Origin of the sequence: Brevibacillus laterosporus (assembly GCA_007833815.1) — a bacterium.
GTDB lineage: Bacteria > Bacillota > Bacilli > Brevibacillales > Brevibacillaceae > Brevibacillus_B > Brevibacillus_B laterosporus_D.
Genome location: CP033464.1, coordinates 236,984 through 252,816 on the forward strand (window position 1 = coordinate 236,984; position 15,833 = coordinate 252,816).

Here is a 15,833-nt window from a genome sequence, read left to right on the forward strand (position 1 = left end):
TTTACTCATTTACCTGGAGGTACAAACAACATGAAAAAATTAGTTAGCCGCGCTCTACCACTTTTATTAGTATTACCCTTGACCCTAAGTGGTTGTGGTAAACAACAACCAGCAACACCTGCTGGAGATGCTAAAAGCAATGTAAAAATCGGTATGGTAACCTCTGTAGGTACCGTAAATGACAACTCCTTTAACCAAGGTACTTGGGAAGGCTTGCAAAAGGTAAACGAGGATAAAGGTGCTGAAGTACAGTATCTACAATCCAGCTCAGATGCGGATATTATTCCAAACTTAAACCAATTTGTAAAAGAGAAATGGGATTTAACATTTGGTATTGGTTTCCCGATCATGGAACATGTGCAAAAAGTAGCAAAAGAAAATCCTGAGGCGAAACTTGTTGTTATCGATACAGTCGTAGAAGCTCCAAACGTTACTTCTGTTGTGTTTAAAGAAGAAGAAGGCTCCTTTCTAGCTGGAGTCGTAGCTGCGCTAACATCGAAAACAAAGAAAGTCGGCTTTGTTGGCGGTATTGAGATCCCTGTTACCAAGCGCTTTGAAAAAGGCTTCCTAGCTGGTGTAAAAGCGGCTGACCCTACCGTAGAAGTGAAAACGATCTACACTGGTGCATTCGATAAGCCTGATGATGGTAAATCTGCTGCATCCACAATGTACAGCCAAGGCGCTGATATCTTGTATCATGCCGCTGGTGCAACAGGAGACGGGGTATTTAATGAAGCAAAAGCACGTAAAGGCAAGGGTGAAAACGTATGGGTTATTGGCGTTGACATGGACCAATCTCTTGTTTTCGGAAATGACGTTACGCTTACATCTATGATGAAACGTGTAGACGAAGCAGCTTATCTAGTCGCTACCAATTACATCAATGGCACATTTGAAGGTGGTAAAATCCTTTCCCTTGGTTTGAAAGAAAATGGTGTAGGTTTATCTGAATCTTCCCGTAAAAACATTTCCGAGGATGTTTGGAAAAAGGTAGAAGAGTTCCGTAACAAAATTGTTAGCGGTGAAATTAAGATTCAATAGTGTAGTTGACTATTCTTATACAACAGATATCTTGCTATATCGTCACTAATTACATGTGATAAAAAGCTCTCTTTCTGTGCGTCATACACACATGAAAGAGAGCTTTTTCTTTTTCATTATAGGAGCTAATATAAGCATGTCTACTTCATTAGCTTTGCTACTGTTTTTATCAGCTCATCAATAACTTCGTGGTCACCTTCCTGAATACGTTCAACCACACAGCTTTTCATATGACCTTCTAGAAGCATTTTTCCTACCGAGTTAAGAGCAGACTGAACAGCAGCTATCTGGTTTAATACATCGTCACAATAGACATCTTTTTCAATCATACCTTTAATCCCACGAACCTGTCCCTCTATGCGATTCAAGCGTGATTGTAGATTACCTTTTAGCTTTTCGGAATGATGACTACTCCGCTCTTGGCAACATCCTTTTTCCTTTTCATCAGATAGAAGATGTTGATTATCTTCCTCCATTTCATTCCCACCTTTTCTCTTTTATGCCTCATTCAGCTTTATTCTACATCATATCCTTGATCATCAATTGCTTCTTTTATCTCTTCTACTGTGATTTTTGCAGGGTCAAAGGCTACATCTACCTCTGCTTCAGACAGCTTGACCTTTACAGAGGATACACCGTCCAATTTACCAACAGCTTTTTCTATCGCTTGCACACAATGATTGCAGGACATACCTTGTACTTGTAGTATTATATTTTCCATCTTTCTCAAACTCCCTTCAATTTGTCATTTCCGATGTTATTCTTCTATATAATACTATACCCCCCTAATGTATGTAAAGGGTATTGCCTTCTTCCTAGATTCTATTATACATAATAAAACCCTCCTACCTCAACAAACGCGGTAGAAGGGTCACTACAGCCATTCAATCTACTAAGAAACCATTATTACTCATTACGTCTCAAAAATCGCTCACTACTATTTCTCTTGCAACTGCTCATTCGTTAAATTAACCACAGGCGTTCCTTGCTTCACCTCTTCATGAGTAGCGGCTACTTCTGCTGGGGCTGTTTTCCCCTTCTTCATGAAGCTTTCAATCATCTCATTCATATCTAGACCTGAAACATCCTTTAACATCTCAGGTAACTGAGTCATTAACTTAGTGACATTGGTACTTAAACGATTCACACCGTCCCCTTGGCCACCGCCAGTATCAATAATCGTTACCTTATCAATAGCTTTCATTGGCTCTGCAACTTTCTCTGCCAATTCAGGCAACATCTTCACAACAATATCTAATACAGCCGCTTGACCGAACCTTTCGTAAGCTTCTGCCAGCTTGCGCTTCCCTTCCGCTTCTGCTTCCAGCTTGAGTTGAGTTACTTCCGCTTCAGCCGTACCACGTGCTCTTTCTGCATCAGCATAAGCAAGACCTTCTAGGCGCTTTTGTTCTGCTTGTGCCTTCGCCTCCGCTTCAATGCTATATTTCTTAGCATCGGCTTCCCGCATTGTCTTCGCCTTTTCTGCTTCAGCCGCTTGCTCTACAGCATAGCGATCGGCATCTGCTTTTTTCTTTACTTCTGCATCGTACTGACGCTCTCTACGCAGGATTTCTTTCCCTTCCAGCTCAATCTCTTTCTCACGACGTACAATGTCGACTGTCATTTCCTCTTGGGTAACCTGTTGTTTCATTTTAGCCTGTTGCAACGAGTAAGCCTGATCTGCTGTAGCACGTGCTCTATCTTGTTCTTGTTTAAACTCAGAAATTTTGAGCTCTTTTTCTTTCTCGGCTTCAGCAATGTTGGTCTCTTTCAATAATTCGGCCTTTTTAGCATGCTCTTCTGCTTGAGCCTGCTTGATGCGTGACTCTTTATCAGCTTCCGCTTGAGAAATGCTCGCATCTCTTTTAACTGCTGCGATTTGTGGAATACCTAACGCGGCCAAATATCCATTTTTATCACGAACATCTTTAATCGTAAAACTAACGACAGCCAAGCCCATCTTTTTCAAATCTTTAGCCGCCACTGCCTGTACCTCTTGAGCGAAACGCTCCCGATTCTTATAGATTTCTTCAACTGTCATGCTTCCTAAGATGGCACGTAGATATCCTTCTAGAACCTCTTGAGCTTCTGCACGTAACGCTTCGTCTGGCTTACCCATGAATTGCTCTGCCGCTGTAGCAATGTCCTCAATGGAGCCACCTACTTTAATGATTGCCACACCGTCGGCCATAACTGGTACACCGTGCTCTGTGTAAACTTCTGGCGTAGATACGTCCAATTTATGTGATAATAAGCTGATAAAGTTCGCTTGCTGGAAAATTGGTAGGACAAACGTACCCCCACCTCGTACAATTTTGATCTTGTTACCTGATTCATCTGTTAATACGTTCTTACTCCCAAGTGCACTTCCTGTTACAATCATGGCTTCGTCTGCGCCTACCGTCTTGTATCTTGCCCAAAATGCAATACCAATGATTACAAAGACAGCGACCACAGCAATAATGGGCCCAAGCACAATGATGTCAAAATCCATCAGCAATCATCCTTCCTATATGTATTCATCTAGCATTTATTCAAAGGGAATCACTTGTAGAACATGATCCTCTACTTTGACGACTACGACACGGGAGCCCTGAGGAATAACAATCTGATCTTGACTGGAAGCGATTTGGTTACTAGTACCACTTAACATTTTAATAATAATTTCACCATATCCACTTGCAGGAATTGTTGTAATCACTTCTCCAATTTGTCCTTCCAGCTGTTTAATAGAGTAACCGGTAGAATTTTCAGCATTTTTCATTGGACGAATCCAGATAAAATAACCTGCTACAGCTAAGAATAGACCGCAACCAACTGAAAGCAATATCACACTTGCCATAGATAATAACGTAAAACGATGTAGAAGAAACCCACAAGCGCCAAAGGCTGTAGTGAAGCTAACGACACAGACAGGTTGAAATACAGGACTCTCAAAACCACCTGTTAGTGCGTGACTATGGTCCACAAATAGAAGCACAACAGCAAACAAAAAACCAAGTCCCACACAACTAAGAAAAATAATATCCCATGTCCCCATGTAAACACCTCATCCTAGAATTGAGTCAAGTGCGTAAAAGGGTGCTATAATTTTACCTTGCACTTGGTTATACGTATCGGAAAGCAATCGGTTTCATAATTTCCAGCCAATTTCCAATCAAATTTTTTCCTTTTTAAGTCTTTAGTGGGGCATCCTTGTACTTCTACTACCTCTACAACATTTTATACTCTCTGATCGTATAAAAAAAGCCTCTGAATCATCCCTTTTAGATGACAGAGGCTCGATTCCATTCTAAAGTGTTTACATCATTCTCCATGAAGATGGCTTCCAGCTCAGGCCATCCGTTTTGCTTGACAAAATCAGCCTCTGAGCGCCATAAGGGAACGAGCATGAATATGCTAACAAGCTTTTTCCCATTTGTAAAATGTGCAAAACCTTCAGGTTCAAAAACTGGCGATAAACAAATGACATGTGTAAAACCATGATGTGCCCCAAACGGACGACAACAAGGGAAGAGTTGCCCAAAGCTAGAACTACCTAGCTCTAGCGCTTGCTCTATAATCTGTTCAATAAGTATTGGCAATTCCTGTTGCTTTTCATAAGTGCTAATCATATATTCTGCGCCATTCTTTTCAGCGCAACCACAAGTAGCGTAAGTGAACCATCCACGCTTACGATTACATGCGTACAGAAGCACCGTTACCTCATCTTTATTTTCATGGGCTGAAAACTTGGCAACTGGTTCATCAAAAAAGAACATTTGATAATGAGACTTGATCCATTTTCGCAAGCTTACGTCTGCTTGCTTATTTTTCTGTTCGCCTTTATAACTATCGGGATACCTATGCTCCTTCAGCTGTTGTGTAGATTCGGGCTGAGGTTGACGTTCAGCCACTGCAACTGCCTGCTCGACCACACCGGTCCATACTTTCAGCATCTCCGGCTGCTTCGCACGTTCTTTCTTCTTAGATAAGGTATAGAGGAAGAAAAGCAGCAGCAGAAACGAGATCATAAGTAAAAGCATTTTAAATAAAAACATCTGCAAGCTCCTTTCAAAGTAATTATCCTCCTTATATAAGCCTATGCCAAATAATAAATACATTTCCAAAAGAATTTTTTATTCATCAAAAAACCCCTTGTTTTCAAGTCTCCTTGAATAACAAAGGGTTTTAATAGTAGCAGTTATATGTCTTTAAAATAAGATGGGGCGATCGATGGGAATCGAACCCACGAGTGTCGGAGCCACAATCCGATGCGTTAACCACTTCGCCACGACCGCCACGTATGAAAAATAGGTAAAATGGCGGACAGAGTGGGATTTGAACCCACGAGACGGGTCGACCCCGCCTACACGATTTCCAATCGTGCTCCTTCGGCCACTCGGACACCTGTCCATGTGTTTCATACAAGAATTAATATAGCAGATTTATTTTAAAAATACAAGGGTTTTTTATTATATTACTTAAAAAATAGAATAAGCGATCACCAGTCGCAGTAATCGCTTATTTTTCTATTTATTCTGATCTTTCTTTCGGAAAAACAAGTCTAATTACTTGGTATATCAGCAATTGCGGAAAAGCGTATAGCCCAGAAAGTATCAGTGCGACCATTTCTGCTGTCAATGGTTTAAAGTAAGCGTCACTTTCACCCAAAACATAGTGAGCAGAAATTAGGGTTACGATCACCGAAATAGCAATTCCCCCCAGCATATATCTGAATCGATTAACACACAAAGGTAATAAAATCATGGACACCAGATACATCCAAGCACTACCTTGTTTGTAATCCAAATACATGGTGAGAAATATAAGCGGGGAACAAAGAATAATTGCTAATAGATTCCATATGGAAGATTGGATGAATCTCATGCTAACCAACACCTTGCTATTAACACTTTTTCAATATTCTACCATATTATTCCGGAATTCACTAGCAGATTAACAGTTCTATTACTTTATGGATTAGCCGAGAACACTCGTGATTTTAATCATGAGTGTTCTCGGCTTCGGACAAAGCGTGTCTTCTGACACGTTAATTGTCCGACTACTTCTTTGAATAACTAACAAGAACAGGTATACTAATCTTGTATAGATTGCTCATTGAAAACTGAATGTATGGGGTTGCCATAAGGAATGCTTTGTGGCGTAAAACATTCAAGCACCTTCGTCCTCTCTGACCGAAAAGCGAAAACCAAGCAGTAGGTCAGAGAGAAGAGTCCAACGTACACTTTTTTTCAATAACCGTAGGGACTACGGGGATAGCCTGCTAATTCTCACTTCGTTGGATGTGATAGCGCAGGAATCTCGTGGCTTTAGCCATGAGAGGTTCAAATTTAAGGCAGGGTAAGCTAGCTAAGAGGATTAAAAAAACAGTGACCAGAATCGATCACTGTCTAAGTAAATCAATCTTGTGTAAATTGAACTTGCACCAGTCTGCCTTCTTCATCGAAAACGATTTCTACGCTCGAATGACTGTTCAGGCTGTGAAACGTAATGAAAGATTGTCCACCATTATTCTGTATGTCATGTCTCTTATACTCTTTTGCCTGTTCTCCATAAAGCAGGGAAACATTGCTCAATGTGTACGCTAGCGTTAATTTCCAAGGTTTGCTTCACCTCCTTGACACTAGATAGACAAAGAAAAAGAGAGCATCTTTCACTTATCCCAATAAAAAGAGATAGCTCTTTACTAAGAGCTATCCCACTTAAAGCATGTTTACATTGAGAAACGAATCGTTCTGCTACTTACTTATTACCTTTTTTTTAGAGACCATCATCACATATAGCCACAAAAAGAGAGGAAAAGCGAATGCTACGAAATAAGAAATAGAGGACAAAACGTTGTTGAAGAAGGTAATATCTTTAAAATACGGTTGATAAAACATGTAGATCATTAAAAAAAAGCCAAGGACGATATATAATTGTGACCTACTTCTTCTATGAAATAGCTCTGAAATATTCTCGGTAACAAAAAATACATAAGGTATAACGGACGTTAAAAAAATTAGGATATAAAAGGAAACATAGACAATTTCAAAACGCTCCAGAAATGAGAAACGTATCGGTTTAACCAATGTAAGGGTAGGCCATATATATTTGCTAATCTCATCAGGACTAAAAACGACAAAGCAAATCAGAGTTATTTGTAAGTAAATAAGTAAAGTGATCGAATTGGCAATGATAATACCCTTTGCCGCATACTGTTTCTGTTTTAAATATGGATAAAATAGGAAGGCTAATTCAAAACCCAAAAAAGCAAATACCGATATCCTTGTCCCTTGAATAACAGGTCCCCATCCCTCTTTTAGTGTCGGTAAGAGAAACATAATATGGCTGTTATTTAAAGAGAACAGGAGGATAAGCGGTAGCCATATTGTTAAAAAAAATACAACAAGCTGAAATCGACTAATCAAACGAACTCCATCACGCAAGGCCATGTAAACAGGAACTATAAATAGAACCGCGATTAAATAATTAGGTGTATTTGGTAAAATCCACTCATTAATAATGTAGATGCTTGCATCAAAAATTGAGAACGCAGTTAAGAAGGCATATATAATCCAAATAACCACAATCAACTTTCCCAAAAAAGGTGAGAAATAAAAAATAAGTATTTGTTGCATTGTCTTTTCTGGATGCTTTGACATGACTTTAATAATACATAAACCAACTACCGTAGCAAGAACATATCCCATAATAATCGAAATCCAACCATCTGTTCCCGCTTCCTGTGCAAGATCTGCGGGTAGCGTCAGAATACTTGCTCCCAGTTCAATGCTAGTTATCGTCAGAATAAATTGCAGAAGAGAAATTTCTTGCTTCATGATTCTAGACACGAACTCGTCCCCCCGTATTCCTATACATCTACCTTTTTCGTTTTTACCAGGGAAATTGGGAGTATCACCAACAGCGATATAAAAGTAATATTTGCTAAAAATTGATTGTATATTCCCTACAGTGAAGAATATCTTCGTGATTTTGATGCAAAAACTGTGCATTCTCGTGCAATATACAACGATTAGAAATAGTGTTAACAACAATCTCAATCATATTAACTGCTTTAATTGGTCAACGAAAGCACTCTCTTTTTAATATCAGCAGGCAACGGTTCCTTCAGCAATCTTTCGCAGACTTTTTGGTCAACCCCATGCTCTTGAAGATAACCGTATATTCGCTCCGCTTTTTCCATACGTCCTATCAACTGATAGGCAACCGCCCATACTTCAGGAGCACATACTGGAATTCCTCTCCATTCGTAAGCTGGTAAGCAAGGAAGATGACATACACCTGTTTTTGTTTTCACAGAAAAAATCCCCATAAAGTCAATCTCTTTTCCATCTAGTTCCACTGCTAACCGATAATGAGTGTTATAGATACCATCGCCAGAATTCTCCACTTTTACATGGTACGGAGCTAGTGCTTCACTTAGCTGTTCTCGCGGTACGTCTGTTGTGAGATCAATATCTCGAAATTCCTTAGCGAGCCCCAAACTGTATAACAGAGCACTGCCGCCTAGAGCAAATGATATATTCTTTTTTTGCAGTTGTTCTCCTAGTTCCGCTACCTGTTTCAAAATGTCATCCACAGCGATAGTCCCCCCTTGATATCCTTTTGCTTCCATAATTGGACCATTAAAGTGCAAGCAATTCTATATCCCTAACATATCCGAGATATACAAAATGTTCAAAAAAAAATTGAAGATTACATTCATTTTTACAATCAAGAACATCTTTCAAATGAATAAAAAAAATTTAGGCATCAGCTAACAGCCGGAGGATTCATTGTATTCTATCAATTACGAGCTCAAAAGATACCTTTACTATTACTTATATTTTTTATGTGTCTGAACAATCAAGAAAAGAAGCCCGATATTAATTAAATAAAATATGCTTTCTGTTTCTATTAGATAATGATTTCTTTCTAAACTACTCACAAAAATATACAGATAAGAATTAAAAGTTTACAAATTCATCAGTAGTAAAGTGCCATGGATGTATTGTAGTAACTTGAGTATCTGATAGATCAAAACCGACTATATCTTCTCCTGCTCCATAATAAAATGCTTGCCATAGAAATTTTGAGCAGTAGTTTGGATTTATTTGGCTTAATTTTGCAATAGAAATTTTATATTCTGTTACACGACTGTAATTATTTTTTGCCCATTTTGCAGCATTCGCTGAACTACTTGATCTATACTGGTATACTCCAATAGTTTCTCCTTTTCCATGTCTGCTCATATAATTAGTAATTGTATCTGCAACCCCACCACCCTTGGTTCCAGTAGCGGGTGTAACATGATAAACTAAGAAATCTGGGCCAATAATACCTACATGGCCTACAATTTGAGTGGATCCATCCAAAGTTTTACTTGAATATAAAACATCCCCTACTTTCATTGAAAGGGTTGTTCCTGGATATTCAGGATTTGGAACAGCACTTTCTTTTGCTGCTTGAGCAGAGAAAGGAAAACCGGCATGCAATAATATTAAATAAAAACGGTGTGGTGTTTATTGTGAAGAAGAAATTTATTATTCTAATAATAGTAGTAGTATTTTCTTATCTAGCTTATTATATAAATACTCGTAACCATATTAATTACCTTGAAGATGAGTTAAAATCCTACTTAATTAACGAAAAGCATTACTCCGAAAATGACATTAAAAGTATTCAGGGTCATCGTGGAAAAATGCCAAAGTATTGGGTAAATGTAGTTTTCAATGATGAGCCTACTATTATTTACAAATACACTGATAGAGATGTAGGGGAATGGCGTCAAATTGAGCCAAGTGCCTCTGACTTAAATAGTGGTTTAAAATACAAACATATAGAAAATGAGTCAAACTAAATTACTTTCCAACTGAATCCCCCCTAATATCGGGGGATAAGATTATTTAACTTCCTGAAGATTTCTTTCTTTTTGATAAACCAAACCTTATTTTGTCCGATTTGATCTTTTTACTCTTCTAGAAAAACCAGAAAAGTATTTATATTATCAACCGTGCCTTATATCCCCATAGCTAAAGCAAGGGGTTTTACGGCACGGTTGATAAAAAATCCCCCGCCTAGATTGAACAGGCGGGGGATTGCTGTATCCCTGTTCCCACAGGCAATACAGTGTATGTAAATGTAAGAGATACTGCTTAGACTTCCACACTAGTCACATCCTCTATAGGTATCCACCAATAGTCCTATCATTCTTTAACTTGATCCGTTTGAAAGTAGGATCAAACTTTTCAATCCAGCCCCACGCTGATTCAATTACTCCTCGATCTCCTTTTGTTGCTTTCCACCAGTTGATTGTAAGAGCATAGTCAAACTGACATGAGTCAGATATCCTGTAACAAAACTCGGCTAGCTCATCCTCTTCATTTACAGGTGTCCGCCATATACCTTTCATACATAGTTTTATTTTTAATATTTACACATTTGTATCTAATTGGTAATATAATTGAAAATTAACAGAAAATAGGAGGGACAAGAAATGGCCTTTAAAAAACTTTCTACCACAGTAGGACTCTGTTTAGTATTATCTGGAGGGAGTTCTGTGTTCGCAGAATCTCCGGGTATGAACGAGCCTACTATTACACACGAAAAAATAGGTGAGTTAGAGATTGTCGAAAAAGTATGGGATACACCAGTGAATTACGATTATGAGGATGCTCTTAAAGAAGATGAAGAATCAAAATTTACTCCCAAGGGTATTAGTCCCCAGTATGTCGATTTCAATGAAACTGTTTATGAAATGAGCAAAAAAAGTTATATAAATCTAAAAGTTTTGAAACTGAAGTAACAAATAGGGGTTCTGCAAATGACTCTGTTACAAGATCAGTTTCAAGAAAAACATTTTTTACCGGAAAAATAGGTGCATCAGCTGAAAGTAAACTTAATTGGGGACTAATTCAAGGGAAAGTAGGATTAAATGCAGGGGTTGCCTTTGGAAGTGAAACAGTCGAAACCACAACTTACACTTGGACTATTCCTGCAAATACTGTTACAACTATTGAGTATGGTTCAAAAGCAGTAAGCACAAATGGAAATATAGTGAAGCACTTCCACGGAGAACCGTCAAAAAAAACTTATGTATACACTGATTATTCATATTCGGAATATGCTGATAAAAACCCAAGAAAATTATAGTAATGGAAGAAACTACATGAAAAGAACTTCAGTCATTTCAACCGTTTTCATTGCTTTATTATTTCTGCTTAGTGGTTGTGCAGTAGATAAATCTTCGGGAAAAGTAGACAAAATATCAGAGGAAACGATTCAGAAAGTATCCGCAGAGAGCAAGACCTATAAATCGATTAATGAGTACAGTAAAGAAATTGCTGGACAGCATCTGAAAACATCTGTACTTCAAATATCCCAAAAAGATACCTCAGCTGATCTTAAACTTGAAATCTCTATATCGGAACATTTAAGGGAAAAGATGGGGGATACTGAAAAACCTATTTATTTTACGTTTGGGGACGTATTGGGTAGTCACAAAATAGGGAGTTTACTTGTTGAATCCCCTCCAGTTATTCAAATTGATTTGAGTAAAGGCAACACATATACTCTTTCACAGCAGCTCAAATTAAAAGAAAAACTGTCAGAAGAAGAGAAAAAAACACTTTTGTCGCCGATGAACTATGAACTGCAAGTGCTTAATGAAGAAAAACTAGCTGTAGCTGTTTTCATTGGATTGGAAACTCCAACCATTCAGTAGAAAATACCACGAACAAATACAAATCTATTAATGCCTTTTGTCAGTTATGTTCAATATTGAATTATGATCCCTACTTCACTGAATTCGCTAATCTATTTAGCCACTCTGGTGTCCACAGAAATGGTTTTAAATTCGACAGGAACCGATCTCGTTTCTACCTTTACCGGGTTTCTGGAATTAGTAATGTCAATAACTTCAATATATAGTTCAGTTCCATATTCGGTTTTGAACTGACCTATGCCTTTGGCTCTAATTCCAAATCTATCGTTCCCCTCCACTGTATCTCTGGTTACTCGCTCAAATCCCTGTTTGTCAGTGGCAAAGTTCAGTGCCGAATATAAAAGTTGAGGGGACATCGGTTGATTATTATAATAATAAATAGCATCGCCATATAGATCTGCATTAAGTTCATTTCTTCCTGAAATAGTAAGTTTTTCAAAAACATAATTCACCCTGTATGTTTTTCCGGCCGGAACAAAAATATTTTGTTCAGGAACAGTGAGCTTTCGCTTTTCTGTTTTTTCTATGGTGTTTGAAGTGGACATATTATAATCAACACTAAAATTATGTGTAGCTGAAACCATCAAGATATTAAGAGTTGCATTAAATCCATAACCAAATGTCCAACCCGATGTATTAGTTGTACTGGTCGTTTCTGAAAACTCGTGCTCGTATGAACCGGAAACCAAAGTTTGATCTTGTCCTAAAGTATTAGCTAAAGTAGTGCCTCCCACTGTTAAAAGTTCAGAATTCTCAATAATAGAACTTTCTATACTCCTGCCATTCAAATTAGTATCCTTTATATTATGATACCCGTACACTTGGCCCCCCGAAGCAGCACTCTGCAGCATCTTTGTAACTCTTTCATCAAGATTTTGAAATGCACTACTCTTACTATTTTCAGCAGCCATAACGTTGACAGGCGCAGTCCCAATGTTTGGTGCTATGCAAATGGTTGATGCCAGTAATAAGCACATAAATTTTTTCATAATGTCTCCTCTTTTCTTGTTTGAATTTACGTTCCTCGCCAAATCATGCATCACAAGCCAACAAAACAATAAATATTCTCCTACTGTCTTAACCTTCTCCTTTCGCAATTTTACCAACATTTGAAACATTTTAACAATATCACGAATTTAGCACAATATCAATCAGAATAGTTAAATTTTGTTACAAAATTATTATCATTTTGGACACAAATGTGTGATAATCTATAATTAAGTTATAAAAAGTCCACAGTTAATTGAAATGATCAAAAAACTATATTAATAAGTAAATGCTCTCTTTTAATGAAGTTAGAGGGCATTCTTTTTTATTGAAAAGTGGTCTGTTTTGTCTTCCATTTTTCAAGCGCAATAAATAACCAAAAGCTATAAATGCCAAACGCTATAGTACATACTATCTTCCACTTTATCCAATTTCCGAATAACTCTACGGTGGATCGACTATAAATAGATCAATAGAATCGTCTAATAGATGTTGTTTCGCTCCAGAATACAATCCATGTTGTAGATCATCGTACCAGCTCCCATGATGTGATAGTTTGTGTGCGTAGTAGGGAAAAGAAAAAGCCACCCGATTGGATGGCACTCTCTTGAAGCTATTTATTTTGTACGACTTGCCCACTAGCCACCCGCAACTCATCTGCCAATTGCCCGATCCTTACAGCCTTATCCTTCATCCCCATTTGATTATAAAAAGCCCACTGACCTTGTAAGTTGATGATGATTTCGTTTGCTATTTTTGGTTTCATTTTAACCTCTCCTTTTGATTTAATCAGCGCTATAAAATCCTGCCAGCCGTTAGGTCGTGCTCGTAAGATGTGAGGGCAGTTCTTTCCGCTCCAATCATAATGTTGCTTGACTCCATCAATACCGAAGCTGAATTGCTTTAGTAGATCGGCAACCAGTTGAGCCGCCAGCTCCTCCGCCTTTCGAATATCTCCGTCAATGTTCTCGCAAATTTCAAATTCCAATAGATGATGAATTACCTGGTCCGTTTCCATCACCGCAATGCCAAGCAATTTCATTTAAGGGTAGGTGTTGAATAATTCGTTTGTCGTCTACAGTAAAATGCCATGACGCTTGCCTTTGGGCAGCCGCATCACCTTTATTGTATTTAGCATAGGAAAGGGCATCAGCACCCTTTCCTGCATTACCTGTATTATGAATCGTGATGTACTTAGGGATCATGTTGCGACCAGGGCGATTCTTTCTCCCTGCTGGAACGATGTCTTGAATGATATTCATAGTTACTTCACTCTCCCTTTTTCTTTCAGGACATCTACAGCCTTCTTAATTACTTCCGGTACTGGCAACGCAATCCGCCCAGCGTTTTCGATAATTGAGAGAACTTCATTAGCAAGATAGAAAAAAATCGTAGCATTACGAAATACATGCTGGTCACCTAATGCGGTATCAAGCAAATGAGCCACAGCCACCATAGCAAAGATAAATACCTTTCTAGCAATACCGATCAAGCCAATTTTGCTTTTAAGCTTGCCTTCAACCGATAATACACCTCCCCCTATGGCTACAAGTGTTTTGAATACATTCTCCATGTGCTCATCCCTTTCAAATAAAATAGAGAGCCGCATAACCGGCTCCCCATGAAAAAACGCCTCTCCGATTGGAAAAGGCGCTAAAAATCTATACCTGTGATTTTCTTGTATTCCTCTGGGAGATATAGCCGAATGGATTCTTGTCTGTTATAACCTCCTCTCCACCCCGAAAACTAAAAATAGCGACAGAACTGTCAAACTAGATGATGCCACAGTGAAACTCATGAAACGGCATAGAATCAATCAAAAAGAAGTTTGTCTTATGTACGAAAATTATAAGCCTACAAAAGAGAACATCATCTTCCACCAACATGACGGCAGATGGTTACGCACCAATGTAGTACGTGAACATTTCAAAGAGGTATGTAAGCGTGCAAATGTTCCTGTTCTCTCACCACACGCTCTGAGACACACCCATGCAGTTCATCTTCTCGAATCGGGCGTAAATATAAAATACGTGTCCGAGAGACTCGGACACGCAAGTATGAAAGTAACCGCAGACACGTATCTCCACGTCACCAAGAAGATTGAAGATGACGCTTTAACCTTGTACGAACGGTATGTTCAATTTTAAATTTCCGGACAAATTTCGGACAAACCGCAATTCCGAAGCCGAAAACCCTTGATACGAAAGGGTTATCCGATACTTCCTTCCATCTCGACTATTCTTTCGTGAAACGAAAACTTAGACCCGCATAAAACCTATATTTCTACCGTTTTACGCAACGATTTTTAGCATGGAAATTAATATTTAATTGATAAAGTGGTATCAAAATTGGTATCAAATCCTACTGGCTTACAACATGAATAAAACTAGCTGGCGTCGTCAGCCCTTTTTCGATATGAGAGGGGATTTTTTCCCATTTCATCTCTGTATCTTTTCCAATCTGGCGCACAGTTCATGCTGCCATTCTATGTCTTTCGTCACGCTGGCAATCAAAGATAAGTTTTTGAGTTTTGCTATCTCCCAAGCTCTTTTAGCGTTTGCACTCAAGCAATGGCTCATTTCTGTCATTTCCGAGTCAGTAAGTTCCCTTGTTTTATTGATGAACCAAAGCTCTGCCATCCGTTGATGGACGATCCACATCTGCACCATCTCCTTAACCTTAATGGTACAGTGTATGCACAGTTAACTTTGATTTTGCATGTCCAACTGTGATTTTTTTCTATCCCAAATTTGCTCAACTGTCCATTGCTTTTGTAATCCCTGTTCAGCAGCTCGTGCATTCAATACATCCACTATGTCGTAAGCCAACACTAGATTAGGTACTGACTTATTCCTCGCAAGGCTTGTGATGGTATTACGGCTAACTCCAAGTGTATCAGCCAACTCCTGCTGTGACATGTCCAGCATGACCAGTATTGCTTTCAGGTAGCAGATCATAAAATCACCTCATTGCTCACTTCACTACTGTCCTTGTCGAATCCTTTAGCGAAGAAATAGAGGTTTTGACGAAAAAAGCCCCCTTACAGGGAGCCTTACTAACTTAGCAACTATTAATTTCCTTCTGGCGGTCCCATAAG

Annotated in this window: 18 protein-coding genes, 2 tRNA genes and 2 pseudogenes; 5 read left to right on the top strand and 17 right to left on the bottom strand. The window is 38.6% G+C overall.

What is annotated here, in order from left to right; genetic code table 11:
* The first annotated feature begins 30 nt into the window (after window positions 1-30).
* Window positions 31-1,041 carry a BMP family ABC transporter substrate-binding protein gene (locus EEL30_02305; protein ID QDX91313.1) on the top strand — a complete coding sequence of 337 codons (1,011 nt, stop codon included), beginning with the start codon at window positions 31-33 and terminating at the stop codon, window positions 1,039-1,041.
* A 140-nt stretch (window positions 1,042-1,181) separates the two neighbouring features.
* On the opposite strand, the gene EEL30_02310 is transcribed toward EEL30_02305, so the two are convergent.
* The 11 genes from EEL30_02310 to EEL30_02360 form a co-directional block, all read right to left on the bottom strand.
* Window positions 1,182-1,517, bottom strand: a complete 336-nt coding sequence (locus tag EEL30_02310) for a CsoR family transcriptional regulator (GenBank protein ID QDX91314.1) — start codon at window positions 1,515-1,517, stop codon at window positions 1,182-1,184.
* Window positions 1,518-1,555: 38 nt separating this feature from the next.
* Window positions 1,556-1,762 (bottom strand): copper resistance protein CopZ, encoded by a 207-nt coding sequence (locus EEL30_02315; protein QDX91315.1) that lies wholly within the window; start codon window positions 1,760-1,762, stop codon window positions 1,556-1,558.
* Window positions 1,763-1,978: 216 nt separating this feature from the next.
* Window positions 1,979-3,535: a flotillin family protein gene (locus EEL30_02320; GenBank protein QDX91316.1), complete on the bottom strand. Its 1,557-nt coding sequence runs from the start codon at window positions 3,533-3,535 to the stop codon at window positions 1,979-1,981.
* A gap of 36 nt (window positions 3,536-3,571) precedes the next feature.
* Window positions 3,572-4,081 carry a serine protease gene (locus EEL30_02325; GenBank protein QDX91317.1) on the bottom strand — a complete coding sequence of 170 codons (510 nt, stop codon included), beginning with the start codon at window positions 4,079-4,081 and terminating at the stop codon, window positions 3,572-3,574.
* Window positions 4,082-4,307: 226 nt separating this feature from the next.
* Complete coding sequence (locus EEL30_02330; protein ID QDX91318.1) at window positions 4,308-5,081, bottom strand: suppressor of fused domain protein; 774 nt, start codon at window positions 5,079-5,081, stop codon at window positions 4,308-4,310.
* A gap of 164 nt (window positions 5,082-5,245) precedes the next feature.
* Window positions 5,246-5,321: transfer RNA gene (locus EEL30_02335), tRNA-His, on the bottom strand.
* A 22-nt stretch (window positions 5,322-5,343) separates the two neighbouring features.
* Window positions 5,344-5,436: transfer RNA gene (locus EEL30_02340), tRNA-Ser, on the bottom strand.
* A gap of 120 nt (window positions 5,437-5,556) precedes the next feature.
* Window positions 5,557-5,910, bottom strand: coding sequence for a hypothetical protein (locus EEL30_02345; protein ID QDX91319.1), 354 nt, complete (start codon window positions 5,908-5,910; stop codon window positions 5,557-5,559).
* Between the two features lie 872 nt (window positions 5,911-6,782).
* The gene (locus EEL30_02350; protein ID QDX91320.1) at window positions 6,783-7,877 is read right to left on the bottom strand and encodes a spore gernimation protein; all 1,095 of its coding nucleotides are present in this window, start codon (window positions 7,875-7,877) and stop codon (window positions 6,783-6,785) included.
* Between the two features lie 224 nt (window positions 7,878-8,101).
* The gene (locus tag EEL30_02355) at window positions 8,102-8,626 is read right to left on the bottom strand and encodes a hypothetical protein (GenBank protein ID QDX91321.1); all 525 of its coding nucleotides are present in this window, start codon (window positions 8,624-8,626) and stop codon (window positions 8,102-8,104) included.
* Window positions 8,627-8,993: 367 nt separating this feature from the next.
* Window positions 8,994-9,401, bottom strand: coding sequence for a hypothetical protein (locus EEL30_02360; GenBank protein QDX91322.1), 408 nt, complete (start codon window positions 9,399-9,401; stop codon window positions 8,994-8,996).
* On the opposite strand from EEL30_02360, the gene EEL30_02365 reads away from it, so the two are divergent.
* A complete protein-coding gene (locus EEL30_02365; GenBank protein ID QDX91323.1) occupies window positions 9,392-9,886 on the top strand; it encodes a DUF3139 domain-containing protein in 495 nt (164 codons plus the stop codon). The genes EEL30_02360 and EEL30_02365 overlap by 10 nt on opposite strands.
* Before the next feature lie 321 nt (window positions 9,887-10,207).
* On the opposite strand, the gene EEL30_02370 is transcribed toward EEL30_02365, so the two are convergent.
* Window positions 10,208-10,438 carry a hypothetical protein gene (locus EEL30_02370; protein QDX91324.1) on the bottom strand — a complete coding sequence of 77 codons (231 nt, stop codon included), beginning with the start codon at window positions 10,436-10,438 and terminating at the stop codon, window positions 10,208-10,210.
* An 84-nt stretch (window positions 10,439-10,522) separates the two neighbouring features.
* Here EEL30_02370 and EEL30_02375 point away from each other — a divergent pair.
* Both EEL30_02375 and EEL30_02380 read left to right on the top strand, forming a co-directional pair.
* Window positions 10,523-11,178 (top strand): annotated as a pseudogene (locus tag EEL30_02375) (hypothetical protein).
* 16 nt (window positions 11,179-11,194) lie between these two features.
* The gene (locus EEL30_02380) at window positions 11,195-11,749 is read left to right on the top strand and encodes a hypothetical protein (GenBank protein QDX91325.1); all 555 of its coding nucleotides are present in this window, start codon (window positions 11,195-11,197) and stop codon (window positions 11,747-11,749) included.
* 92 nt (window positions 11,750-11,841) lie between these two features.
* Here EEL30_02380 and EEL30_02385 read toward each other — a convergent pair whose 3' ends face one another.
* From EEL30_02385 to EEL30_02395, 3 genes and pseudogenes are all read right to left on the bottom strand, one after another.
* Window positions 11,842-12,738, bottom strand: coding sequence for a hypothetical protein (locus tag EEL30_02385; GenBank protein QDX95647.1), 897 nt, complete (start codon window positions 12,736-12,738; stop codon window positions 11,842-11,844).
* Between the two features lie 611 nt (window positions 12,739-13,349).
* Window positions 13,350-13,998 (bottom strand): annotated as a pseudogene (locus EEL30_02390) (N-acetylmuramoyl-L-alanine amidase).
* Window positions 13,999-14,000: 2 nt separating this feature from the next.
* On the bottom strand, window positions 14,001-14,309 hold the full coding sequence (locus EEL30_02395; GenBank protein ID QDX95648.1) for a holin: 309 nt from the start codon (window positions 14,307-14,309) through the stop codon (window positions 14,001-14,003).
* Window positions 14,310-14,445: 136 nt separating this feature from the next.
* On the opposite strand from EEL30_02395, the gene EEL30_02400 reads away from it, so the two are divergent.
* Window positions 14,446-14,883 carry a site-specific integrase gene (locus EEL30_02400; protein QDX91326.1) on the top strand — a complete coding sequence of 146 codons (438 nt, stop codon included), beginning with the start codon at window positions 14,446-14,448 and terminating at the stop codon, window positions 14,881-14,883.
* 291 nt (window positions 14,884-15,174) lie between these two features.
* On the opposite strand, the gene EEL30_02405 is transcribed toward EEL30_02400, so the two are convergent.
* Window positions 15,175-15,396, bottom strand: coding sequence for a hypothetical protein (locus EEL30_02405; protein ID QDX91327.1), 222 nt, complete (start codon window positions 15,394-15,396; stop codon window positions 15,175-15,177).
* Window positions 15,397-15,438: 42 nt separating this feature from the next.
* Window positions 15,439-15,693 carry a helix-turn-helix domain-containing protein gene (locus EEL30_02410; GenBank protein ID QDX91328.1) on the bottom strand — a complete coding sequence of 85 codons (255 nt, stop codon included), beginning with the start codon at window positions 15,691-15,693 and terminating at the stop codon, window positions 15,439-15,441.
* Between the last annotated feature and the right edge of the window lie 140 nt (window positions 15,694-15,833).